Here is a 22,943-nt window from a genome sequence, read left to right as displayed (position 1 = left end):
AATCCCCTCATGACCGAGGCCCGCCTCCCCCGCTTCCACCTCGCCGTCCCGGTGGACGACCTGGACGCCGCCCGCCACTTCTACGGCAAGCTCATCGGCTGCGCCCAGGGCCGCAGCTCGGAGCGGTGGATCGACTGGAACCTGTACGGCCACCAGTTCGTCACCCACCTGGCCCCCACACGCCGGGAAAGGGCGCACAACCCCGTGGACGGCCACGACGTGCCGGTCCCCCATTTCGGGCTGATCCTGACAATTCCGGAATTTCATCAGCTGGCCGAGCGGTTCCGCGAGGCGGGCACCACGTTCGTCATCGAGCCGTACCTCCGCTTCGAGGGGCTCCCCGGCGAGCAGTGGACGATGTTCCTGCTCGACCCGGCGGGCAACGCGCTGGAGTTCAAGGCGTTCGCGGACGACGCGCAGGTGTTCGCCGTCTAGGCCGGGCGGCAGAGGTCCGCGCCCGGTCCTACGACCAATGGCGGGGGGCGCACCCGGCCGTGGCAGGAGGCGGCGACGGGCCGACCGCCATAGCGTCGGCACCATGAAGATCGGAATTCTCGGAACGGGGAACGTAGGACGGGCGCTGGCCGCCGGCTGGGCCGGTGCGGGCCATGACGTCGTCCTGGGATCGCGGCGGCCGGACGACACGGAACTGCGGGCCGAACTGGCGGCCGCGCTCGGAGAGGCCGTGCCGGTCGTGGACGTGTCCTCAGCCGTCGCGGGCGCCGACGTGGTGGTCAACGCGACGCCCGGCACGGCGTCCGTGCCGCTGCTCGCCGAGGTGGGCACGCCGGCCCTGGCCGGGAAGGTGCTGCTCGACGTGGCGGTCGGCTTCACGGAGGACGGCGCGCTCTCCCATCCCGGAGAGAGCCTCGGCGAGGAGATCCAGCGCACCTTCCCGGACACGATGGTCGTCAAGACGCTCTGCACCATCGACTCGGAGCTCATGGTCGCGCCGGACTCGCTGGAGGGCCCGAGCACGGTCTTCCTGTCAGGGGATGACGCCGAGGCCAAGCGTACGGTCGGCGCGCTGCTGAACGACCTGGGCTGGCCCGCGGAGTCGCTGCTCGACCTGGGAGGCATCGCCACGGCGCGGGGCCAGGAGCACTACAGCCTGCTCTTCCTGGGAATCGCCGGCGCCATCAGCGCCCACGGTTTCGGGATACGGGTGGTCCCGCCGGCCCGGAGCTAGCCTATTTCGCCGGGAAAACCTCGATGTCGAGCCATATGTTCCCGTTCTTGGGCGGCGGATTGATTTTCCGCGGGAACCGAAACGACGGAAACAATGACCTTCTCTTCGGATTTCATCAGCGCTTGAGCAATTCCTCCAGGCTCGTGGCGGGGTGCCCGGTGAGGAGAGGAATGGCGTCGGTGACCCCTTCGAGCTCCCCGGCGGCGATCGCGAGATAGGTGGACACCCACGCCTCCACCTGCCATCCGGGCGCGCCGTAGACCCGGCGGGACTCGTACGCCTCCGCCTCCGTCTCGGGGTGGTAGGTGATCGTGCGTCCCGTCGCCCTGCTCAGCGTGGCGGCGACCTCGTCCAGCGTGAGCGCCTGGGGACCGGTGAGGTCGTACGTCACCCCCTCGTGCTCGCCGGGCCGCAGCAGCACGGCCGCGGCCGCCTCCGCGATGTCGTCCTGGGCCACGGCCGCCACCCGCCCCTGCCCGGCCGGCCCGCGGATCACGCCGTCGTCGCCGGCCATGCCGGGCAGGAAGTCGGCGTACAGGTTGTCGCGCAGGAAGGTGAAGGGCAGGCCGCTGTCGCGGATGTACTGCTCGGTGGCCCAGTGGTCGCGGGCGAGCGTGAACGTCGCCGCCGGGGCCGCGCCGTAGAAGGAGATGTACACCAGGTGCGCGACGCCGGCGTCGCGGGCGGCGGCGACGAACGTGCGGTGCTGTTCGAGACGGTCGGAGCTCTCCGACGCCGAGACGAACAGCACGGTCGAAGCCCCTTCGAGCGCCCGCCGCATGGCCGCGCGGTCGCCGTAGCCGGCGTCGACGGCGGTGGCGCGGTCGAGGCGGGGGGCCTGGTCGGTGGCGTGCCGGGAGACGAGCCGCTGCTCGACACCGGCTGAGGCGAGCAGCGCGGCGACCCGGCCGCCGAGCCGGCCGGTGGCGCCCGTGGTGACGGTGAACGACATACCGGCACCCTATTGACCGCCGTCCGGGATTTGTCGGAACCATGCCATAGGGTGCCGCGCATGATCGGCTTACGTCGGCTGCCTCCCCTACGACTGGGCCTGGTGGCGATCCTCCTGATGGGCGGCCTGGCTGCCAGCGCGCCGGCGGCCGCCGAATATCACATGTGCTCCTTCGTCAACTCCTCGATCTCCTGCGGCGACCCCGCGTTCGAGGCGGAGATGAAGGCCCAGGCGATGACGGACGCGGAGGCCCGCTCCATCGGCTGCCCCCCGCTCACCTGGGGCGACGAGGACGTGGCGGCCGAGCCGGAGCCGTACCCCGCTCCCACGTACGCGACCCGCTCCCCCGACGCCGCCGTCGCCGCCCGGGTCGGACGTGCCTGGGACCGCATCGAGAAGTGGCTCGGCGCGCACGCCTCGGCCACGCTGCGCAAGCTCCAGTTCGGCATCGAGCCCGATCGCGTGGCCGAGTGGGAGCACTACCAGGAGCGCCGGCTGCCCGACGACCTGTACGCGTCCTTCCTGCGCCACGACGGCGCCGACGGCAACCTGGGCTCGGGGTTCCAGCTGCCCGGCGCGTACGGCCTGACCGATCTGTCCACCATCTCCTACCTGAACTGGGGCAACTGCCACGAGGTGGTACTGGCGGGCGACATGGAGTTGGCCGACCCCGAGGACGGCGTCTGGCACGGCAGCCTCCTGCCGATCGCCTCCACCGGGCGCGGCCAGGAGCTCGTCGTCGATCCCCGTACGGGCCGGATCGGCGAGGCCGAGTCCGGCGAGCGCCTCCGCTACGACGGCCCCATGGGCTGGCCCTCGTACGTGGCGATGCTGGAAGCCATGGCCGGCGCCCTGGAGAGCGGGACCGCGCTGCGCGACTGGTACCCCACGGTGACCGCCGGCTGCGAGCTGCGCTGGGCCGAGGAGCCCGCCGAACCGCGTACGGGCTGCGCCGGCGGCCCCCGCCCCACGCCGACCCCCACGGCCGAGCCGACCCCGGAGCCGCCCACCGCCGAGGAGATCAGCGCCACCGGTTGCCGTCCCGCCCGTAAGAAGCCCGTCGTACGCGTGCCGGGCCCGCGCGTCACCGCCGAGGTCGGCGCGGTCTGGCGGCGCATCGAACGCTGGCTCGCCCGCAGGGCGCCCCGCACGTACGAGCTGCTGCGGCCCCCGGCCGGCCCGGCGGCGATCGCCCGGGCGGAGGCCGCCATCGGGGCGCGTTTCCCCGATGACCTGCGCGCCTCGCTGCTCCGCCACGACGGCGGCGGCTCCTGGGGCTTCGGCCCCGCCCCGTTCTACGCGCTGATGTCGGTCAAGGCCATCCGCTCGGACTGGAAGATGATGTGCGGCCTGGTGGTGCACGAACCGGAGCTGGCCATCGACTGGTGGCACGGCCGCCTGATCCCGTTCGCGACCGCCCACGACGGCGGGAACCTGTTCATCGACCCCGACACGGGCAAGACCGGCGAATACTTCAACGAGACCGGCCTGACCTTCGAGGGCGATCCGGTGTGGCCCTCCTACCTGGCCCTGCTCAGAGCGACGGCGAGATCGCTGGAGACCGGCAAGCCGATCCGCGGCTGGCGGCCCCGCGTCGTCAAGGGAGAGCTGGACTGGGAGAACACGAGCCGATCATGACCCCGCCCGGCCGGCCCCGGTGATCACCGCGACGGCCTCGACCTCGACGAGCTGGTCGGTGTAGCCGAGCACGGTGACGCCGAGCAGCGTGCTGGGCACGTCGTGGGCGCCCATGTACTCCCGGTACACCTCCCAGGCCGTCCCCAGGTCGGCCTGCTTGCCGGAGGCGACGTACACGGTGGTCTTGACGACGTCGGTCAGTGACGCGCCCGCGCCTTCCAGGGCGGTGATGAGGTTGTTCATCACCTGATGGGTCTGCCCGGCGTAGTCGCCGACGGCCACCGTCTCGCCGTCGAGGTCGAGCGGGCAGGCGCCCGCCACCCAGATCGAGCGGAGGGGCACCTCGACAGCCGCCGCGTACGCGTATTCGACCCGCTGGGTCAGCTGGTCGTTACGAATGAGTCGAACACCTGTGGTCATGACTATCTTCTTACCCGGCCGAAGTGGACAATCGTGTCAACCAGGTGTCCTCCAGCACCGTCTCCTCTTGTGCACCATCCGCCGCAAGGGAGCCGCCATGCGCGCCAAGCCGGCCGTCTTAGCCGCCGCGATCCTGTCGTGCGTCGTCCTTCCCGCGGCTCCCGCCGCCGCCGACGTCGTGGGATATCAGTGCACCACCACCGCCACGGGCGAGAAGCTGGACGTCAACATCGACGTCGTGCTGACGGTGCCCGCCCAGGCCACGGTGGACGAGGAGATGACGATCGGCTGGCGCGGCACCTATGTCACCGGCGCCGAGCTGATCGTCCCCGCCACGGGCCTGGAGAACGAGATCAACATGTACGTGTACGCGGGCATCAGCGGCATCGAGGACCTGACCTCCGCCACGGGAGTCGCGCCCCTCGGCACGGTCATCCCCGGGGAGACCGTCCCGCTCCCCGAGACGGCCCAGCTGAAGACGACGCCGCGGAAGGCGGACGAGGGCACGGTGCACGCGGCTTCCATCAACTTCGGCCCCCGCCCTCAGGAGCGCCTGATCGAGTGCGAGGTCAAGAACAAGGACGCCCTGACGGAGTATCCCCTCACCGTCGTCGGCGCCGGCGGCGGCACCCCCACCGCCGACGACAGCCCCAGCCCCAGCCCGGACGGCACCGGCACGGAAACCTCGGACCCCGAGACCTCGGACCCGGAGGCCACCGAGGACCCGGAGACCACCGACACCCCGTCCGGCGGGGTGTCCACGGGTGGCGGCGGGGAGGCCGGGCCGGACGGGCGGGCGGTGATGGTGACCGGCCTCGTGGTCGTGCTGGCCGCGGCCACCGGCCTGCGCCTGCGCCGACCCCGCCGCACGACGTAGCCGCCGAGGAGGCCGCCGGGAGAGACCGCCGCGGGGAGGCCGCCCCGGGAGACCGCCGGGGAAGCCGCGCGCGGCGCTCGCGTCAGCCGCCGACCAGCGGCACGAGCTTGACGAACGACACGACCGGATCCACGGTGAGGTCGATCGACTCGGCCAGGTCGTCGACCTGCCGATCCCCCACCAGCAGCAGGAATCCGTTGCTCTGGAACGCCCGCTCGGCGATGTCGGCCTGGCGCTCCCAGTCGATGCTCCGGGTGGCGCCCATGCGGTAGCCGTTCAGCTCCACCTCGGCGCCCACCGGCCGCACCAGCCCGCGGAACCGGGCGGTCGGGACCGCGTTGTAGCGGGCGACCTCCTCGCGGACGCGCAGGCGGACGAGCTCGCGCGCCGAGATGCGCTCCGGCAGGTCGGGCAGCGTGAACTCGTCCAACGGCTTACCGGTGGCGCTCTCGTCCCTGAAGGTGACCGTGGCCATGTCGCGGCTCCATCGTTCGTGGTCGTCAACGTGTCAGGCCATGGATAGCAGGCGCGGCCGACAGTCAAACCATTGAACTCCGGCGCGGCAAAGAGGGCTTCGGCCGCGCATGGGTGCGGGACTGGAACAGGAACTTCACCCTGGACGGGATCGGCCCTCGCTGACCGGCCCGGAAACGACTCCGGGCATCCCCGCGTCTCGCGAGGATGCCCGGATGCCGGTGCGCCGCCAGGGACTCGAACCCCGGACCCGCTGATTAAGAGTCAGCTGCTCTAACCAACTGAGCTAGCGGCGCTGGCAGGAAGGAATATACCGGTGATCCGCATCCTGGTCGAATCGGAATCAGCTGGACACGACCCGCTAGAATAAAGTTCGGCCTTCAGACAGGAGCATCGATGTTCGACACGCCAGCCGACGTGACGGAGCGGCTCGCCGCCGTGGACTACCTCTCCGACGACGCCATCTCCACCTCGGTGTTCCTGGCCGCCGCGCTGGGCAAACCGCTGCTGGTCGAAGGGCCGGCCGGGGTCGGCAAGACCCAGCTCGCCAAGGCGGTGGCCCAGGCGACCGGCGCCGACCTGATCAGGCTCCAGTGTTACGAGGGGCTCGACGAGGCCCGGGCCCTGTACGAGTGGAACTACAAGAAGCAGCTCCTGCGAATCCAGGCCACCAGCGCCGACGACGACATCTTCAGCGAGGAGTTCCTGCTGGAGCGGCCGCTGCTCAAGGCCATCAGGTCCGAGCGGCCGACCGTGCTGCTGATCGACGAGACCGACAAGGCCGACGTCGAGGTCGAGGGGCTGCTGCTGGAGCTGCTGTCCGACTTCCAGGTGACGATCCCCGAGCTGGGCACCATCGCCGCGACGCGCAGGCCGTACGTGGTGCTGACCTCCAACGCCACCCGCGAGCTGTCGGAGGCGCTCAAGCGGCGCTGCCTCTACCTGCACATCGAATACCCGACCCCCGAGCGCGAGCGGGACATCGTGCTGGCCCAGGTGCCGACCATCCGGGCCGAGCTGGCCGAGCAGCTCGCCAGGACCGTGGCCACGCTGCGGGCGCTGGAGCTGAAGAAGGCGCCGTCGGTGGCCGAGACCGTCGACTGGGCCAACACGCTGCTGGCCCTCGGGCGGGAGGAGCTGGACGAGGCCACCGTGGCCGGGACGCTCGGCGTGGTGCTCAAGCACGCCTCCGACCACGTGCGCGCGGTCAAGGAGCTGGGGCTGCCCGATGCCTGAGCGCGGGTCGCTGGTCGACCGGCACGTCGGCTTCGTGCACGCGCTGCGGGAGGCCGGGGTGCCGGTGTCGGTGGCCGAGGGGCTGGACGCGGCGAACGCCATGCGGGTGATCGAGCTGGCCGATCGGGAGTCGCTGCGCGCGGCGTACGCGGCGACGCTGGTCAAGAAGCCCGCCTACCGGCCGGGGTTCGACGTGCTGTTCGACCTGTGGTTCCCGCCGTCCACCAGCGGGTTGTCCCTTGCGCGGCCCCGCGGCGGGATCGACCTGGAGAAGGCCGAGGTCAAGGAGCTGCGCGCGCATCTGGCGGGGCTCCTGACCGGCTCCTCCGAGCAGGAGATGCGCGAGTTCGCCCGGGCCATGGTCGAGCGCTTCGGCCGGCAGGAGGCCGGGCCCGGCCGGCAGAACTGGTTCTCCTACAGCGTCATGCGGGCCCTGTCGCCCGAGACCCTGATGGCGGGCATCCTGCGCGAGGTCCTTCAGGGCCGCGAGCGCGGCGGGCTGGCGGAGAAGACCGTCCGCCAGCGCGTCACCTCCGGGCTCAGGCGCTTCGAGGACGCCGTCGCCACCGACGTGCGCCGCCGCATCGCCGAGGACTCCGGTATCGAGCGCATCGCCCGCTCCGCCGTACGCCCCCCGCTCGACCAGATCGACTTCCTCCGCGTCACCAAGGCCGACCTGGCCAGGCTGCGCAGGGAGGTCCACCCGCTGGCCCGGCGCCTGGCCGCGCGGCTGACCATCAAGCACAGGAAGGGCCGCCGGGGACGCCTCGACTTCCGCCGGACCATGCGGGCCTCGCTGCAGAGCGGCGGCGTGCCGCTGACCACGCACTTCAAGCCGCCCCGGCCGCACAAGCCCGAGCTGGTCATCCTCTGCGACACCAGCGACTCGGTCTCGTCGTTCGCGCACTTCACGCTGCTGCTCACGTACGCGCTGCGGGAGCAGTTCACGAAGGTGCGGGCGTTCGGCTTCGTGGACACCGTGGACGAGATCACCCGGTTCTTCCTGCCGGGCTCGGACGTCGTCGAGGCCATGACCAGGCTGGCGAACGAGGCCGACATGGTCCGCTTCGGGCGTACCAACTACGGGCACTCCCTGGAGCGCTTCGCCGAACGGTACGCCGACGCGATCGGCCCCAAGACGTCCCTGCTGATCCTGGGCGACGCCCGCTCCAACTACCAGCCGCCCGCCCTGGACGTGCTCAAGTCACTGGTGTCCAGGTCCCGCCACGCCTACTGGCTCAACCCCGAGCCGAAGCCGCAGTGGGACACGGGAGACTCGATCGCGAGCGACTACGGCACGATCGTCCCCATGTACGAGTGCCGCAACGTCGCCCAGCTCACCGCGTTCATCGAGACCCTGGCGTGAGTCGCGGATCCGGCGACGACGTCAGACGCCGTATCAGACCTTCTGCAGCTCGCGGGCCGCGGTGCGGGCCAGGAGCTCGATCTGGGCCTCGTTCAGCACGCCGCCGTCGGAGTCCTTGATCAGCCTGGCCGCCAGCCCCGGCTTGAGGAGCGTGAGCCCCTCGGCCATCACCATGCCGCCCTTGGGCAGCAGCCCGCAGTGCACCACGAGCACGGGCGTGATGGCCACCGGGACGCCGGTCTCCCGCGTCAGCAGCTCGGCGAACGCCTCGGCCCGCTCCACCAGCGGCTTGGCGACCTTGCTGCCGTACTTCTCGCCGAAGAACAGCCGCCCCGCGTAGCAGGCGATCTCGGTGTCCGGGCTCCAGGACTCGTTGTCGATGATCCAGACGCCGCCCGGGCCGATCACGAGGTGGTCGATGGAGGCCTGGCCGCGGATGGCCCGGCCGTCGAGGACGCTGTAGCCGTGCCGGCCGAGCGACCGGCGCAGGATGCGCCCCGTGATCGCCTCGCCGCGGCGCGCCCCGCGCCACACGGCGGTCTTGTGGAAGGCGTGCCAGTAGAGGAACCAGTCACCCCCGGCCACGATCCCCGCCAGCAGCAGGCCGAACAGGACGGACGCACCTGCCGCGTCGAACCTCAGCGCCACCGCCACGCCGATCACGAACCCCACAGCGGCCTTGGCGTACCTGAACTTGCGCCGGGTCGGAGCATCCTCGCGCCAGAACTTCTCGTACCACCACTGCGGGGATGAGCCAGTGTATTTCTCGTTGGGCTGCACGTAGATAGAGCCACCGGGCACGGCAAACTCCCCGAAAGAGTAGATGTTGTGCAGGATCTGCCACGCCGAAGATCCCTCGCCGATCAAGAGATACCCGCTCTTCAACCAAGGCGAGCCTAAGGTGACGGAATTAGTACCCGCAAGCCCATCAACCGACCAGTCGGTATGCTAAGGCGGTGACCAAGGGGGACCATGTGAAAGAGGAACCGGTCAGGCAGCGACTGCTGGCCGAGGCGACGCGGCTGTTCGCAGAGCGTGGCTTCGAGAGCACCTCGGTGCAGGAGGTCGTGATGGCCGCCGGCGTCACCAAGGGCGCCATGTACCACTACTTCGACTCCAAGGACGATCTGCTCCACGAGATCTACGCCCGGGTGCTGCGCATGCAGATGGACCGGCTGGCGCAGATCGCCGACGGCCCGGGCACGCTGCGGCAGCGCCTGCACCGGGCGGCGGCCGACGTCGTGGAGACCACGGCCGCGAACCTCGACGACTCGAAGATCTTCTTCCGGTCGATCCACCTGCTCGCTCCCGAGACGCAGAAGACCGTGCGCGCCGAGCGCCGCCGCTACCACGAGCGCTTCCGCGCGCTCGTGGCCGAGGGGCAACGCTCGGGCATCTTCAGCGACCGCGTCCCGGCGGAGCTGGTCGTCGACTACTTCTTCGGCTCGGTGCACCACCTGGGCACGTGGTTCCACGCGGACGGCCCGCTGACCGGCGCCCAGGTGGGCAGGCACTTCGCCGACCTGCTGCTCGCCTCACTCGGGGCCGGGGACTCCGACGAGTGAGGCCAGCGCCTCCCGGTGGTCGCCGGGCGTGCCCAGCGCGATCTCGGTGGCCTTGGCGCGCTTGAGATAGAGATGTACGGGGTGCTCCCACGTCATCCCGATCCCGCCGTGGAGCTGCAGGGCCTCCTCGGCCGCGTGCACGGCCACCCCGGCGTTCCACGACTGGGCCACGGCCACGGAGACCGACGAGCTGTCGGCGACCGCGTTCCGCGCGGCGGCCCGAGCCCTGACCACGTCCAGCCACAGGTCGGCCAGCCGGTGCTTGATCGCCTGGAACGAGCCGACCGGCCGGGCGAACTGGTGGCGCTCCTTGACGTAGGCCAGCGTCGTGTCGAGACACCACTCGGCCACCCCGAGCTGCTCGGAGGCCAGCAGCCCGGCCCCGAACCGCAACACCCCGGCCAGGTCGCACGCGCCCACGCGACGGGCCGGCGTACGCGCGAACGTGACGGTGGCCACCGGCCTGGTCAGGTCGAGCGAGGGCACGACCTCGACCGAGGCGCCCTCCACCGCGTACAGGTCGCCGGCCACCGGCACCAGCAGCACGTCGGCCACCTCGGCGCCGGCCACACCGGTGACGGTGCCGGACAGCCGCCCCTGGTCGTCCACGCTCACGGACGAGCCCCGGTCCGGCCGGTAGGGCGACGCGGCGAACGACACGGCGAGCGCGGCCGTGCTGCGCCCCTCGGCCAGCTCGCCGAGCAGCGCGTCGCGGGTCGGCAGCAGCGCCTGCGTGGCCAGCACCGAGCTGGTGAAGAACGGCACCGGCGCCACCGCCCGGCCCAGCTCCTCCAGCACCACGGCCACCTCGCTGGCCGACGCCCCGGCCCCGCCCAGCTCCTCGGGGACGAGCAGCCCGGCCACCCCGATCTCGCCGGCCAGCGTCTTCCACAGGTCCAGGTCGTACACGGAGTTCACGGACTCGATCCGCTTCAGCACCGCGGCGGGCGGGCAGCGGTCGGCGAGCAGCCCGCGCACGGCGGACCTGAGCTCCTCCTCGACCTCGGAATAGAGCAGCGTCATCGCGGCAGGTCCTTCCAGGGCACGTCCTTGTCGACACGGGGTTCAGAGGGCAGGCCGAGCACCCGTTCGGAGATGATGTTGCGCAGGATCTCGGAGGTGCCGCCCTCGATGGAGTTGCCCTTGGCCCGCAGATAGCGATAGCCGGGGCCGCGACCGTAGAAGTCGACGTTCTCCGAGCGGCGGAACGTCCAGTCGTCGTAGCCGAGATCCCGCCGGAACTCGACGTCGAAGCCCGTCAGCGCCTGGTTGAGCCGGGCGAACGACAACTTCATCCCCGAGCCCTCCGGCCCCGGCTGCCCGGCGACGAGCTGCTCGCGCAGGCGCGCCCCGGACAGGCGGGTCACCTCGGCCTCCACCCACAGCGACAGCAGCCGCTGGTGCAGGTCGTGGGTGCGCAGCTCGGGCTGCTCCCGCCAGGCCGCGAGCGCGGCCGCCACCGCGCCACCACCCCGCCGCGTCGGCGCGCCGCCGATCGCGACCCGCTCGTTCATCAGCGTGGTCTGCGCGACCCGCCAGCCGTCGCCCACCTCACCGAGCCGCAGGTCGTCGGAGAGCCGCACGCCGGTCAGGAACACCTCGTTGAACTCCGCCTCACCGGTGATCTGCCGCAACGGCCGCACCTCCACGCCGGGCGCGTGCATGTCACAGATGAAGTACGTCATCCCCCGGTGTTTCGGCACGTCCGGGTCGGTACGGGTGACCAGGATGGCCCACCTGGAGTGATGGGCGCCGGACGTCCACACCTTCTGGCCGTCCACCACCCACTCGTCACCGTCCCTGACCGCCCGGGTCGCCAGCGTGGCCAGGTCGGACCCGGCGCCGGGCTCGCTGAAGAGCTGGCACCAGATCTCCTCACCGGTCCACAGCGGCCGCAGGAACCGGCGCTTCTGCTCCTCCGTGCCGAACGCCAGGATCGTCGGCGCCGCCATCCCCAGGCCGATGCCCTGGACCCCGCCGTTGATCTGCGGCGTGTCCGCCAGCTCCCGCTCGACGACCTGCTGCAGCTCCCTGGAGGTGCCGAGGCCGCCGAGCCCCTCGGGGAACCACACCCAGGCCAGCCCGGCATCGAACCTGGCCCGCAGGAACTCCAGCCGGTCCCCGCTCGGATCGTGCTCGCCGAGGAACGCCGCCACGCGCTCCTTGATCTCCGCTTCGTTCACATGTACCTCTTCAACTCGCGATAGGCCAGGGACCGCTTGTGCACCTCGTCGGGGCCGTCCGCCAGGCGCAGCGAGCGGGCCCCCGCCCAGAGCGCGGCCAGCGGGAAGTCCTGGGAGACACCGCCGGCGCCGTGCACCTGGACGGCCTTGTCGAGGATCCACTCCACGGTGATCGGAGTGGAGATCTTGATGGCCTGGATCTCGGTGTGGGCGCCCTGGTTGCCCACCGTGTCCATGAGCCAGGCGGTCTTGAGCACGAGCAGGCGGGCCTGCTCGATCTTGATGCGGGACTCGGCGATCCAGTCCTGGATCACGCCCTGCTGGGCGACGGGCTTGCCGAACGTGGTCCTGGCCAGGGCCCGGCGGCACATCAGCTCGACCGCGCGCTCGGCCATGCCGATCAGGCGCATGCAGTGGTGGATGCGGCCGGGGCCGAGCCTGGCCTGCGCGATGGCGAAGCCGCCGCCGTCCTCGCCGATGAGGTTCTCCGCCGGCACGCGTACGTCCTCGAACACGATCTCGGCGTGCCCGCCGTGGTCGGCGTCGGTGTAGCCGAACACGTGCATGCCGCGCTTGATGTGCAGGCCGGGGGTGTCGCGGGGGACGAGGATCATGCTCTGCTGGCGGTGCTTGGGCGCGTCGGGGTTCGTCTTGCCCATGACGATGAAGATCTTGCAGTTGGGGTTCATCGCGCCGGAGATGAACCACTTGCGGCCGTTGATGACGTACTCGTCGCCGTCGCGGACGATGGAGGTCGCGATGTTCGTGGCGTCGGAGGAGGCCACGTCGGGCTCGGTCATCGCGAACGCCGAGCGGATCTCCCCGTCGAGCAGCGGCCGCAGCCACTCCTTGCGCTGCCACTCGCTGCCGAACATGGACAGCACTTCCATGTTGCCCGTGTCGGGTGCCGCGCAGTTGGTGGCCGTGGGGGCGATGGCCGGACTCCGGCCCATGATCTCGGCCAGAGGTGCGTACTGGAGGTTGGTCAGCCCCGCGCCGTGGTCGCCGGGCAGGAACAGGTTCCACAGGCCGCGCTGCCTGGCCTCGTCCTTCAGGTCCTCCAGCAGCGGCGGCGGGCTCCATCCGCTTGCCGCGGCCTGTTCCTCGAAAGCGGGCTCGGCGGGGTAGACGCAGTCGTCCATGAAGCGGAGCAGTCGCTCCCGCAGGTCCTCGGTGACTTTGTCGAAGGCGAAGTCCATGCCGAGAGCCTACCGACCGGCCGGTATGAGTGTCGACAGGTGGTTCCCCGTAAAGACAGGTGGTTCCCCGTAAAAGGGTGCAGGTGGCCATGAACGTGACCCGAGTGGCCTCATAGGGTTGCCGCCATGACCGCGAAGCTGCCCTTTCCCGTGGTGCTCGAGAACGACGTCGTCCGGCTCGAGCCGCTCACCATGGACCACGTGCCCGACCTGTTCGCCGCCGGCGGCGGGGACGAGGACGTCTGGCGCTGGCTGCCCAGCGCCGCCCCGCGTTCGGAGCAGGAGCTGGGGAAGGTCGCCCGGGGGCTGATCGACGACTCCGTGCACGTGCCGTTCGCGGTGGTGCTGAAGGAGAGCGGGCGGGCGGTCGGCTGGACCACGTACGCCGATGTGCCCGGCTTCGAGGCCAGCGTGGAGATCGGCTGGACCTGGTACGGCCGGGCGGTCTGGCGCACGGCCGTGAACACGAGCTGCAAGCTGCTGCTCATCGACCACGCCTTCTCGCTCGGCTACAACCGGGTGCTGCTCAAGACGGACAATCTCAACCTCAGGTCGCAGAACGCCATCAAGCGCATCGGCGGCCTGCACGAGGGCACGCTGCGCCGCCACCGCAAGAGGCCGGACGGCACCTGGCGCGACACCGTCTATTTCGGCATCCTCGAAGAGGAGTGGCCGGAGCACCGTAGCCGGTTGGGGGGCCGCTCGAACCTTTCCTAGAAGGGCGGAGTCTCATCCCGCATGACTGATCGGCTGGGGGGCTACTGGCTCGGCGCCCGGCTCGACGGCGGCGGGCAGGTCGTCGTGCGCGAGGCGTACGACGAGTCCGGCACCCGCCACGCGCTGGGCGTGCCGTGCCTGCTGGACGACGGGGCCAGGGCCCGGCTCGCCGCCTCGGCCGCGGCCGCCGGGCACGTCCGCTCGCTGTCGGTCGCCAAGCTGACCGAGGCGTGCCTGGACGGCGACCCTCCCTACCTGGTCAGCGAGTACATCGAGGGCCCGACCCTGCGCCAGGTCGTGGACCGGCACGGCCCGTACACCGGCGACGACCTCTACCGGCTGGCCGCCGCCACCGCCACCGCGCTGGCGGCGGTGCACGAGGCGGGCGCGGCGCACGGGGCGCTCACGCCGGACAAGGTCGTCCTGGGGTCCGAGGGGCCCCGGCTGGTCGGGCTGGGGCTGGCGGGCGGGGGTGGCGGGCCGCCGGACGACGTACACGCCTGGGGGCGGCTGCTGGTCTTCGCCGCCTACGGCGACGACGAACGATTAGGCGGCGGCGAGCGGCTGGACCGCCCGTTACGCGGGCTCGTGGCCGCCGCCCTCGACCGCGATCCCGACCGCCGCCCGAACGCCCGCCAGCTCCTGATGTCCCTGCTCGACGCGCCCCAGTCCCAGCAGGGCCGGCTGCTTCCCCCCGAACCCGTCGACGACCCGCCGCTCGGAGCCCGCGCCGAGGCCGTCTATCTGAAGCTCAGCCCGGCGGAGCAGGACGTGGTGCCTGAGGTGTTCCTGCGGCTGGTGGGCCTCGACTCCGACGGCGCCGACACCGTCGTGAGCGCCTCCAGGGACGAGCTGGTCGCCGGGCGGGGCGCCGACGTGGTGGCCGCGATCGACGGGGTGCTGGCGGCGTACCGGGAGGCGGGGCTCCTGAGCGACCGGGCCGCACCCGCCATCGCGCACGCGGCGTTGTTGCGGGCCTGGCCGCGGCTGCACGAGTGGCTGGACGGCGAGCGCGAAGGGCTGGCCGTGCACCGGGAGCTGGTGGCGGCGGCGCGGCGGTGGGAGGCGGGCGGACGGCCGGAGGGGCGGCTCTTCCGGGGGGAGCCGCTGGACCGGGCGCTGGCGTGGGCGGCCGGCGGGCGGCGGCGGGTGACGTTGAACGCGGGCGAGCAGCGGTTCCTCGACGCGGGGATCGCCACGGTGCGGCGGCGGGCGCGCCGGCGGCGTACCGCCATGGCGGGGCTGCTGTCGGTGGCGATGGTGGCCGCGCTGCTCGCGCTGTGGCAGCGCGGCGTCGCCGACGGGCGGCTGGACGAGGCGATGGCCAGGGTGGCGGCGTCCCGGGCGGAGGTGCTGCGACCGGCCGACCCGGTGACCGCGCGCAAGCTGAGCCTGGCCGCGTGGCGGCTGGCGCCGATCCCCGAGACCCGGCGGGCGCTGGCGGTCCAGGACGCGGCGGTGGGGGTGTTCGCCGACCCGCACGCGGGGCCGCGCACGCTGCACGCCGTCACCGACGACGGGTCCGTGCTCGCCGCCCTGGAGGAGGGCACGCTGCGCCTGTACGACCTCGCGTCGGGCCGGACGCTCACCACCACGGCGGGGCCGGTGCAGAGCGTGCGCGCGATGGCCTGGTCACCCGACGGACGCACGCTGGCGCTGGTCGGGGTCGACCGGTCCTACCTGTACGACCTGCGCACCCGTACCCTGGGCCGCCCCTTCGGCCGGGGACTCGGCGCGCCCGGGGAGCAGTCGGCGTGGTTCAGCCCGGGCGGCGGCCTGCTGTTCGCGGCCGCCCGGCAGTCGGGCGAGCGGTGGGCCTGGGACCTGCGGGCGGGGCGGGCCGCGTACGTGGGCGAGTACGCCGTGGTCGGCCCGGGCGACCGGGTGGCGCTGGTGTTCGACGGGAAACGGTCGGAGATCAGGCGGACCGGCCGGTCGTCGCCCGCGCCCTGGCTGGACCGGATGCCGTGGGAGTACACGACGTTCGCGCCCGACGGGGAGCGGGTGGCCATCGCCGAGGAGACCGGCATCCAGGTCTACGGCCTCGACGGCGTCCCGGCCCGCTACACCAGGCTGCGCCCCTCCCCCGGCCACCTGCGCTTCAGCCCGGACGGGCGGCTGCTGGTCAGCACCGACAGCGACCGCGTGCGGGTCTGGCGGCTGGCGGAGGGGACGCTGCTGGCCGACCGGCAGGTCCCGGCGTCCGCCGACCGGCCGGCGCAGGCGGCGCTGTCCGGGGACGGCCGGTGGCTGCGCGTGCTGGCCGGACGGGGCACGGTCCTCACCATCGACCTGGCGCGGCCGGCCGCTCCCGCCGACCCGGGCGCGTGGGTGTGCGAGCACTACGGGCCGCTCTCGCCGGAGGAGTGGCGCGAGCACCTGCCGGAGGTGCCCTATCGCGAGGCGTGCTGACGCGCCCGGCACAATGCACGGCATGACTGTGGACCATCTCGTCTATGCCACCCCCGATCTGCGGCAGACCGTGGCCGACCTGGAGCGGCTGCTGGGCGTGCGAGCCGCCGTGGGCGGGCGCCACCTGGGCCTGGGCACCCGTAACCACCTGCTCGCGCTGGGCGGCCGGAGCTATCTGGAGATCGTCGGGCCCGATCCCGAGCAGGAGGCGCCGGCCGGGCCCCGGTGGTTCCGGATCGACTCGCTGGCGGCGCCTGCGCTGGTGAACTGGGCGGTGGCGGTGACGGGCATCGACGCGGTGACCGCCAGCGCGCGGGAGCGGGGCTACGACCCCGGCGACCCGGCGGACATGTCGCGGCGCACGGCCTCCGGCGACCTGCTGAGCTGGCGGCTCACCCCGCCGCAGCGGGCCGGCCACGACGGGCTGGTGCCGTTCCTGATCGACTGGGGCGCCACGCGGCACCCGGCGGAGAGCGGGCTGCCGGCGGTCGAGCTGGTGTCGCTGCGCGGCGCGCACCCCGACCCCGGGGCGGTGCGGCGGGACCTGGCGGCCGTGGACGTACGGCTCGACCTCGACGAGGCCTCCCGGCCGGGCCTGACCGCCGTGTTGTCCGGGCGGTACGGTCCCGTGACGCTCTGACCGGCCTGGGACAAGTCCCGGAGGGCGAGATGCGCTGCCGTGGCCCAGGGTCGCCGCTCAGGATGCGGAAGGTCATGGACGCGGTGGCCGAGCTTCAGGTCGCGACGGGCGACGATCCTGCTGGTGGGTCCCCTTGTCGCGCGGGGCCGCCGAGCATGCCGGTCAGGAGTTCGTTCAGGGCGTCCTTGAGGTCCTGGAGGGTGGGGACGGTGCCGGCGCCGGCGATGGCGTCGAACATCAGGCCCTCGCCGAACGCCACGAGGTTGCGCGCGTGCCGGACCGGGTCCGGGGAGCCGAGGGCCGTCAGGATGGCGACGGCCGGGTCGCGGAAGCGCCGTCCGGCCTGGTCGTAGATCTCGCGCAGCTCGGGCCGGCGGGTCGCCTCCAGGGCCAGCTCGTAGCGGGCCAGGGTGCGGCGGCGGTCGGAGAGCTGGGTGTGCAGCGCCTCCGCCATGCGCGCGGGCAGGGCCGCCAGGTCGTACGGCCCCCCGTACGCACCGGACAGGGCGCGCATCTCCAGGTCGGTGAGCCGTGACAGGGTCAGCTCCAGCAGCGCCGCCCGGGTGCGGGCCAGGTTGGAGGTGGAGCCGGGCGGCAGGTCGGCGGCCTCGTCCACGGCCCGGTGGGTCAGGCCGCGCATGCCGCGCTCGGCCAGCAGGGTGATGGCCGTGTCGGCGACCAGGTCAGCGCGCTTCACGGAGCCTGATACTACAGCGGTAGTGAGACCTCACTACAGGCGTAGTAGGGTGGCACTACAGACGTAGTTGAAGGGGAGGCGGCCATGGCCAGGGCTGTGGTGATCGGCGGGGGTGTCGGCGGGCTGACCGCCGGGGTGGCGCTGCGCCGCAAGGGGTGGGACGTCACCGTGCTGGAGCGCGTGCCGCAGATCGAGCCCGTCGGCTCGGGGCTGGCGATCGCCGCCAACGCGCTGAAGGCCCTCGACTCCCTCGACCTGGGCGACCGGATCCGCGGGCTCGCCACGGCGGAGGGGCCCTTCGGGTTGCGCCGGTCGAACGGGAGCTGGCTCACGCACACCACGGAGGCGGCGGCGGGCGACAGGTACGGCGACTCGGTGGTGGTCATGCTGCGGGCCACGCTCATGGAGGTGCTCATGGACGCCCTCGGCCGGGACCGCCTGCGCCTGGACACGGCCGTGTCCGGGGCGGACGCCGAGAAGGGCGTGGTCCGCACGGCGGCCGGTGATCTGGACGCCGACCTGGTCGTGGCGGCCGACGGCATCCATTCGGCCACCCGGCGCGCGTTGTTCCCGGAGCATCCCGGGCCCGCGTACTCGGGGGTGACGGCGTGGCGCGCCCTCGTCCCGCGCGGCGGCCTGGCGATCCCCCGGTCGGAGAGCTGGGGCCGCGGCACGGTGTTCGGCATCCACCCGCTGGCCGGCGACGTCGTCTACGTCTACGCCACCGACGTGCTGCCCGCCGGGACCGTGTACGCGGACGAGCGCGCGGAGCTGCTGCGCAGGTTCGGGGACTGGCACGAGCCCATCCCGGCGCTGCTGGCGGCGGCCGACCCGGCCAGGATCATCCGGAACGACATCTACTCCTACGCCGAGCCGCTGCCCGCCTACCACCAGGGCCGGGTGGCGCTGGTCGGCGACGCGGCCCACGCGATGACGCCGAACCTCGGGCAGGGCGCCTGCCAGGCGATCGAGGACGGGGTCGTGCTGGCGCACCTGGCCGGCGGCGACCTGGCCGCCTACAGCGCCGCCCGCAGGGAGCGGACCATGAAGATCGTGCGGCGGTCGATGACGCTGTGCCGGATGACCATGCTGCGCAACCCGCTGGCGGTGCGGCTGCGCGATCTCGGCCTGTCGGCCGCGGCCCGGCTCAGCCCAGATCTGATGTTGCGGTCGATGGACGAGATGTTGCGGTGGCGTCCACCGGCGGAGCCTGGACGGTGACCGTGCGCTCCACCGCCACGGGCGCCGGGGCGGGAGCGGGGGCGATGGCGGGGGCGGGGGTCGCCGGTTTGGCGTGGTGATCGGGGGCCAGGCGGCCCAGCGTGATCGTGCCGGCGATGGTCAGCGCACCGGCCATCAGGGCCGGCACGGCCGTCGAGGGAGAGGTGGGCAGCGGCTCGCCGAGCAGGATCGCCCCGGCCATCACGGAGGTGATGGGGTCGATGACCTGTACGCCGGCGTAGGCGATGCCGAAGTAGCCCACCGCGTACGAGCGCTGCAGCAGCACCACCGCGCAGACCAGCAGCACGGGCACGGCCAGGGTGAACCAGTGGAGCAGCCGCCCCCAGTCCCCCTCCATCCCGCCGCCCACCACGCGCACGAACGTGGACACGCTCGCGGTCACGGCGCCCGCCCCCACGGAGAGCAGCAGCGCCTTGGACGCGCCGTGGACCCGGCTGGCGAGCACCTGCGTGACCAGCGTGACCACCGCGATCACGGCCACGAACCCGAGCGCGGCGCCGTCGCTCAGCCTGGGCGTCACGTTGTGCGTGGGCACCAGCAGCATGAGCCAGAGCAGGCCGACCGCCACGGCGATCGAGCCGAGGATCTCCGCGCGGTACGGCTTGCGGCCGTACATGAACGCGGCCAGCGGCACCGCGAACACGAGCGTGGCGACGCTGATCGGCTGCACGGCGACCAGCGGCGCGAAGCTCAGGGCCACGGCGTGCAGGCAGGCGCCGGTGAAGGAGATGATGCCGCCGACCCACCAGCGAGGGCGTTTCACGAGGCTCAGCGAAGCGCCCTCGGCCACCACCTCGTACTGCTGCAGCGCGGCGCCGAACGCGTATCCCAGCGCCCCTGCCAGGGCGATGAGCATGCCGACCCACGTCATCGCGGCCCACGCAGGAGCAGGGATCCTTTCAGGAGCATTGCTCCAGCTTAAGAGCCCAGCGAAGCCCCAGAGTCATCCTTTAGGCTGATAAATGGCCTTAAGGCCGCTCTGACCAGCACGGACATGTGGCGCATCCTTGATGCCGAGCTGAGGTACCGGACCGATCGGTTACCGCGATCACGACTGCTCGGGGCAGACGCAGAACAGGTGCCCCTGCGGGTCCCGCAGCACGATCCAGCGGGTGCCCTCGTCCGTGACGCCGGGCTGGAACTCCGGCCTGGTGGCCCCCAGCGCGACGTACTCCTTCGCCGCCTTCTCGATGTCCGGCACCCGGAAGTCGAGGTGGAACTGCTTGTCGGGGCTCGGCCACACGACCGGCTCGCGCTCCGCTACGCGGCCGAAGTAGATGCTCGTGGTGCCGTCGGTGATGGCGGCGTACTCGTCCTCGGCGTACGTGATCTCCATCCCGGTGACCTCGGAGTAGAACGTGGCCAGCGCCCGGGGGTCGGAGCAGTCGATGGTGAAGGCCAGCAGCTTCGCTTTCGTTGTCATGCCGTCGAGCCTGCCAGGCATACCTGCCATCTTCTGTCAGGAACGCAAGAAGGGCCGCGCCCGATCGGCGCGGCCCTCCTCTTGCGACACGTGAGTCACCCGGGGAAGCGGCCGTAATAGTCCCCCAGCCGCGTACGGTACTCGGGCTCCTTGAACGTGCCCTCGTCGAATTCGGGCGCGTCCTTGATCTCGGCCTTGGTACGGGCCACGAACACGTTGCGTTCCTGGGGATCGATGTTCGTGATCACCTGGGCCGGGAGCATGACCTTCTTACCGAAGATCCAAGGACCGGTGTCGACGATCACGTAGCTCTCGCCGACCTCGTACGTCGCCTCATCGACGGACCCGATCTTCCCGTCGGTCGCCTGGACGTGGTAGCCCACGAGGTCCAGGGCGTGCCCGCGGTCATAGACGTCAGGACGATAGTTCCAGAGCTCCATCGGGCTCTTCCTCTCTCTTCCGTCTTTCTCGGGCAAGCCATCAACTACCCGTGGATTTTCGTGTAAACCCGTAACAATGCGTTTGACGATCCTTAACCATCCTTCAAGCTGATGCCGCCACCCTCTTGACTACGGAAGGGAGCAAGCCATGCGAACCAGGGCAGAACGGTTATACGAGATCGACGGGCTGCGCCTGCTGGCGGCACTGTGCGTGGTGCTGTACCACTACGTCTTCTCCGGCTGGGCCGGCGGGAAGACCACCGTGACGTTCGTCACGGAGAGCGCGTGGGCCAAGTACGGCTATCTCGGCGTGGACCTGTTCTTCCTGATCAGTGGCTTCGTGGTGCTGATGAGCGCCTGGGGCAGGACCCCCAGGCAGTTCGTGGTGTCGCGGATCGTCCGGCTCTATCCCGCGTACTGGGTGGGCATCGCGGTCACCGCCGTGGTGACCGTGGCGCTGGGTCACGGCCTGTTCCAGGTGTCGTTGCCGCAGGTGCTGGCCAATCTGACGATGTTCCAGGCCATACCGAACATCGAAAACGTGGACGTCGTCTACTGGACGTTGTGGGCCGAGATGCGGTTCTACCTGCTCATACTGGTCTTCACCTGGATCGGGATGACACGGGGCCGGATCATGGCCGGCCTGTGGGGCTGGCTGGCGCTGACGCTCCTGGTCGAGGTGGGGGTGCTGCCCGGGATCGCGGATCTGGTCGTCCAGTCCGAGTTCTCGCACTACTTCATCGCCGGGATGGCGCTGTTCATGCTCTACCGGTTCGGGCTGGACTGGCAGATCGCGCTGCTGGTGCCGATCTGCCTGGGCAACGCGGTCTACCGGGCCATCGGGTACGCCGAGGCGGTCGGCGAGCGGTATTCGGTGACGTACTCGCCGGTGGTCATCACCGCCGTGGTCGTGGTGATCTTCCTGATCATGACGTTCGTGGCGCTGCGGGTCACGAACGTGCTGGCCCGGCCGTGGCTGGTGACCGCGGGGGCGCTCACGTACCCGCTGTACCTGCTGCACGCGCACGTCGGGTTCATCCTGTTCGCCCGCCTGGAGGGCATGGTCAACAAGTACGTGCTGCTCGTGGGGGTGATCGCGGTCATGCTGGGGGCGGCGTACCTGGTGCACCGGTTCGTGGAGCGGCCGCTCGCGCCCTGGCTCAAGCGGCTGCTGTCGAAGCGGCAGCCCGCGCACGCCGCGCCGCCGGTGGGGAGCCCGACAGGCTGACGTGACTTTCCTGACAACCCCTCGCCAGGTCGGGCGTAGGAGCCCCAGGTCTGGATACGATCCGCGCACGGACTGCGAGAGGGAGGCCGGATGGGTCTCAGCGCCGAGCAGGAGTGGGCTCCCCCAGGGGTCGATCGGGAACGACCGAGTGTGGCCCGGGTGCACGATGCCCTCCTCGGCGGCGTGGAGAACTTCGCCTCCGACCGTTCCGTCGCGCGCAAGCTCAAGGCCGCGGTGCCGGAAGTCGTCGACCTCGTCTGGTGCAACCGCGCCTTCATCGGGCGGGTCGTCGACTACCTGATCCGCGAGACAGGCATCCGGCAGATCATCGACCTCGGCGCCGGGCTGCCCACGGTCGAGAACACCCATGAGGTCGCGCACTTCGCCGACCCCCGCTCCAGGGTCGTCTACGTGGACATCGACCCGATGGTGGAGCCGCACGCCAAGGCCATACTCAGCGGCAACCCGTACGCCGACGCCATCACCGCCGACGCGCGCGACGTGGACGCCGTGCTCGGCCACCCGTCCCTGCGCCGCCTGATCGACCTGTCGCAGCCCACCGCGATCCTGGCGGTCGGGCTGCTGCACCTGTTCTCCGACAAGGAGGACCCGCACGCGCTGATGCGGCGCTACATGGACGCGCTGGCGCCGGGCAGCCACCTGGCCGCCTCCAACTTCCTGGCCTCGGACAACCCCAAGGCCAAGGCGCTGGAGGTGATGCTGCAGGCCACCATGGGCACCGGCCACTTCCGTGACAGGGCCGCCATCGCGCGGTTCTTCGACGGGCTGGTGCTGGTGGAGCCGGGCGTGGTGCACTTCCCCGAATGGCATCCGGACGAGCGCATCCCCGGCCCGCTCACCTCCTGGGAAGAGGTGCTGCTGGGCGGGGTCGCGCGGAAACCGTGAGGCGGCCCCGGTCCGGCGCCCGATAGGGTGAGGCCCATGCCGCGACGTCTCATCTGCTCCCCGCCGCCGGCCCGCTAGCGGGCGGCCTTTCCTGAGATTCCGGGTCTGACCGATCCGGGGGTGGTTGCTGCCCGCACAC

General features: G+C 71.5%; 24 protein-coding genes and 1 tRNA gene. 13 read left to right on the top strand and 12 right to left on the bottom strand.

Annotated elements, in window-relative coordinates; all coding sequences use genetic code 11:
• Window positions 1-9: 9 nt before the first annotated feature.
• Together ACTWPW_RS03560 and ACTWPW_RS03555 are read left to right on the top strand one after the other, a co-directional pair.
• A complete protein-coding gene (locus ACTWPW_RS03560) occupies window positions 10-435 on the top strand; it encodes a VOC family protein (protein ID WP_443167929.1) in 426 nt (141 codons plus the stop codon).
• A gap of 37 nt (window positions 436-472) precedes the next feature.
• Window positions 473-1,189, top strand: a complete 717-nt coding sequence (locus tag ACTWPW_RS03555) for an NADPH-dependent F420 reductase (protein ID WP_443167928.1) — start codon at window positions 473-475, stop codon at window positions 1,187-1,189.
• A gap of 115 nt (window positions 1,190-1,304) precedes the next feature.
• On the opposite strand, the gene ACTWPW_RS03550 is transcribed toward ACTWPW_RS03555, so the two are convergent.
• Complete coding sequence (locus tag ACTWPW_RS03550) at window positions 1,305-2,141, bottom strand: SDR family oxidoreductase (RefSeq protein WP_364115353.1); 837 nt, start codon at window positions 2,139-2,141, stop codon at window positions 1,305-1,307.
• A gap of 60 nt (window positions 2,142-2,201) precedes the next feature.
• Here ACTWPW_RS03550 and ACTWPW_RS03545 point away from each other — a divergent pair, with 60 nt between their 5' ends.
• Window positions 2,202-3,779, top strand: a complete 1,578-nt coding sequence (locus tag ACTWPW_RS03545; RefSeq protein ID WP_443167927.1) for an SMI1/KNR4 family protein — start codon at window positions 2,202-2,204, stop codon at window positions 3,777-3,779.
• Here the strand turns inward: ACTWPW_RS03545 and ACTWPW_RS03540 are convergent.
• Window positions 3,774-4,199 carry a RidA family protein gene (locus tag ACTWPW_RS03540; protein WP_375111263.1) on the bottom strand — a complete coding sequence of 142 codons (426 nt, stop codon included), beginning with the start codon at window positions 4,197-4,199 and terminating at the stop codon, window positions 3,774-3,776. The genes ACTWPW_RS03545 and ACTWPW_RS03540 overlap by 6 nt on opposite strands.
• Before the next feature lie 97 nt (window positions 4,200-4,296).
• Between ACTWPW_RS03540 and ACTWPW_RS03535 the strand changes: the two genes are divergently transcribed.
• Window positions 4,297-5,076, top strand: a complete 780-nt coding sequence (locus ACTWPW_RS03535; RefSeq protein WP_443167926.1) for a hypothetical protein — start codon at window positions 4,297-4,299, stop codon at window positions 5,074-5,076.
• Between the two features lie 82 nt (window positions 5,077-5,158).
• On the opposite strand, the gene ACTWPW_RS03530 is transcribed toward ACTWPW_RS03535, so the two are convergent.
• Together ACTWPW_RS03530 and ACTWPW_RS03525 are read right to left on the bottom strand one after the other, a co-directional pair.
• On the bottom strand, window positions 5,159-5,551 hold the full coding sequence (locus ACTWPW_RS03530; RefSeq protein WP_375111265.1) for a hypothetical protein: 393 nt from the start codon (window positions 5,549-5,551) through the stop codon (window positions 5,159-5,161).
• A 221-nt stretch (window positions 5,552-5,772) separates the two neighbouring features.
• Window positions 5,773-5,846, bottom strand: a tRNA-Lys gene (locus ACTWPW_RS03525).
• A gap of 100 nt (window positions 5,847-5,946) precedes the next feature.
• On the opposite strand from ACTWPW_RS03525, the gene ACTWPW_RS03520 reads away from it, so the two are divergent.
• Together ACTWPW_RS03520 and ACTWPW_RS03515 are read left to right on the top strand one after the other, a co-directional pair.
• Window positions 5,947-6,786, top strand: a complete 840-nt coding sequence (locus ACTWPW_RS03520; RefSeq protein WP_364115341.1) for an AAA family ATPase — start codon at window positions 5,947-5,949, stop codon at window positions 6,784-6,786.
• Window positions 6,779-8,152: a vWA domain-containing protein gene (locus ACTWPW_RS03515; protein ID WP_443167925.1), complete on the top strand. Its 1,374-nt coding sequence runs from the start codon at window positions 6,779-6,781 to the stop codon at window positions 8,150-8,152. Before ACTWPW_RS03520 ends, ACTWPW_RS03515 begins: the two co-directional genes overlap by 8 nt.
• A gap of 33 nt (window positions 8,153-8,185) precedes the next feature.
• On the opposite strand, the gene ACTWPW_RS03510 is transcribed toward ACTWPW_RS03515, so the two are convergent.
• A complete protein-coding gene (locus tag ACTWPW_RS03510) occupies window positions 8,186-8,953 on the bottom strand; it encodes a nuclease-related domain-containing protein (protein ID WP_364115337.1) in 768 nt (255 codons plus the stop codon).
• A gap of 173 nt (window positions 8,954-9,126) precedes the next feature.
• On the opposite strand from ACTWPW_RS03510, the gene ACTWPW_RS03505 reads away from it, so the two are divergent.
• Entirely contained in the window at window positions 9,127-9,717 is a 591-nt protein-coding gene (locus tag ACTWPW_RS03505; protein ID WP_364115335.1) for a TetR/AcrR family transcriptional regulator, read from the top strand.
• Here the strand turns inward: ACTWPW_RS03505 and ACTWPW_RS03500 are convergent.
• From ACTWPW_RS03500 to ACTWPW_RS03490, 3 genes are read right to left on the bottom strand one after another with little or no spacing between them, the layout of a single operon-like run.
• Window positions 9,688-10,740 carry an acyl-CoA dehydrogenase family protein gene (locus ACTWPW_RS03500; protein ID WP_443167924.1) on the bottom strand — a complete coding sequence of 351 codons (1,053 nt, stop codon included), beginning with the start codon at window positions 10,738-10,740 and terminating at the stop codon, window positions 9,688-9,690. The two genes, ACTWPW_RS03505 and ACTWPW_RS03500, sit on opposite strands and share 30 nt — an antisense overlap.
• Window positions 10,737-11,900, bottom strand: coding sequence for an acyl-CoA dehydrogenase family protein (locus ACTWPW_RS03495; RefSeq protein WP_375111268.1), 1,164 nt, complete (start codon window positions 11,898-11,900; stop codon window positions 10,737-10,739). The genes ACTWPW_RS03500 and ACTWPW_RS03495 overlap by 4 nt, the downstream gene beginning before the upstream one ends.
• A complete protein-coding gene (locus tag ACTWPW_RS03490) occupies window positions 11,897-13,099 on the bottom strand; it encodes an acyl-CoA dehydrogenase family protein (RefSeq protein ID WP_375111269.1) in 1,203 nt (400 codons plus the stop codon). Before ACTWPW_RS03490 ends, ACTWPW_RS03495 begins: the two co-directional genes overlap by 4 nt.
• Before the next feature lie 126 nt (window positions 13,100-13,225).
• Here ACTWPW_RS03490 and ACTWPW_RS03485 point away from each other — a divergent pair, with 126 nt between their 5' ends.
• Genes ACTWPW_RS03485 through ACTWPW_RS03475 form a run of 3 tightly spaced genes read left to right on the top strand, consistent with a single transcriptional unit; the run spans window position 13,226 to window position 16,868 of the window.
• The gene (locus ACTWPW_RS03485) at window positions 13,226-13,816 is read left to right on the top strand and encodes a GNAT family N-acetyltransferase (RefSeq protein WP_443167923.1); all 591 of its coding nucleotides are present in this window, start codon (window positions 13,226-13,228) and stop codon (window positions 13,814-13,816) included.
• A 21-nt stretch (window positions 13,817-13,837) separates the two neighbouring features.
• Window positions 13,838-16,228 (top strand): nSTAND1 domain-containing NTPase, encoded by a 2,391-nt coding sequence (locus ACTWPW_RS03480; protein ID WP_443167922.1) that lies wholly within the window; start codon window positions 13,838-13,840, stop codon window positions 16,226-16,228.
• A gap of 22 nt (window positions 16,229-16,250) precedes the next feature.
• A complete protein-coding gene (locus ACTWPW_RS03475) occupies window positions 16,251-16,868 on the top strand; it encodes a VOC family protein (protein ID WP_443167921.1) in 618 nt (205 codons plus the stop codon).
• Window positions 16,869-16,962: 94 nt separating this feature from the next.
• Here the strand turns inward: ACTWPW_RS03475 and ACTWPW_RS03470 are convergent, their stop codons facing one another.
• Window positions 16,963-17,565 carry a TetR/AcrR family transcriptional regulator gene (locus ACTWPW_RS03470; RefSeq protein ID WP_375111273.1) on the bottom strand — a complete coding sequence of 201 codons (603 nt, stop codon included), beginning with the start codon at window positions 17,563-17,565 and terminating at the stop codon, window positions 16,963-16,965.
• A gap of 84 nt (window positions 17,566-17,649) precedes the next feature.
• On the opposite strand from ACTWPW_RS03470, the gene ACTWPW_RS03465 reads away from it, so the two are divergent.
• Window positions 17,650-18,786, top strand: a complete 1,137-nt coding sequence (locus ACTWPW_RS03465; RefSeq protein ID WP_443167920.1) for an FAD-dependent monooxygenase — start codon at window positions 17,650-17,652, stop codon at window positions 18,784-18,786.
• Here ACTWPW_RS03465 and ACTWPW_RS03460 read toward each other — a convergent pair.
• The 3 genes from ACTWPW_RS03460 to ACTWPW_RS03450 form a co-directional block, all read right to left on the bottom strand.
• A complete protein-coding gene (locus tag ACTWPW_RS03460; RefSeq protein WP_375111275.1) occupies window positions 18,713-19,678 on the bottom strand; it encodes a DMT family transporter in 966 nt (321 codons plus the stop codon). The two genes, ACTWPW_RS03465 and ACTWPW_RS03460, sit on opposite strands and share 74 nt — an antisense overlap.
• Before the next feature lie 177 nt (window positions 19,679-19,855).
• Window positions 19,856-20,230, bottom strand: a complete 375-nt coding sequence (locus ACTWPW_RS03455; protein ID WP_375111276.1) for a VOC family protein — start codon at window positions 20,228-20,230, stop codon at window positions 19,856-19,858.
• Between the two features lie 95 nt (window positions 20,231-20,325).
• A complete protein-coding gene (locus ACTWPW_RS03450) occupies window positions 20,326-20,670 on the bottom strand; it encodes a PRC-barrel domain containing protein (protein ID WP_364115313.1) in 345 nt (114 codons plus the stop codon).
• A 148-nt stretch (window positions 20,671-20,818) separates the two neighbouring features.
• On the opposite strand from ACTWPW_RS03450, the gene ACTWPW_RS03445 reads away from it, so the two are divergent.
• Together ACTWPW_RS03445 and ACTWPW_RS03440 are read left to right on the top strand one after the other, a co-directional pair.
• Window positions 20,819-21,898 (top strand): acyltransferase family protein, encoded by a 1,080-nt coding sequence (locus ACTWPW_RS03445; RefSeq protein ID WP_443167919.1) that lies wholly within the window; start codon window positions 20,819-20,821, stop codon window positions 21,896-21,898.
• Window positions 21,899-21,988: 90 nt separating this feature from the next.
• Window positions 21,989-22,804, top strand: coding sequence for an SAM-dependent methyltransferase (locus ACTWPW_RS03440; RefSeq protein ID WP_375111278.1), 816 nt, complete (start codon window positions 21,989-21,991; stop codon window positions 22,802-22,804).
• The last annotated feature ends 139 nt before the right edge of the window (window positions 22,805-22,943 follow it).

It is taken from the genome of Nonomuraea sp. KM90 (assembly GCF_052246675.1).
In the GTDB taxonomy this organism is placed as follows: domain Bacteria; phylum Actinomycetota; class Actinomycetes; order Streptosporangiales; family Streptosporangiaceae; genus Nonomuraea.
The sequence above is the reverse complement of the archived record's forward strand: the minus strand, read 5'-3'. Positions and strand labels throughout refer to the sequence as shown.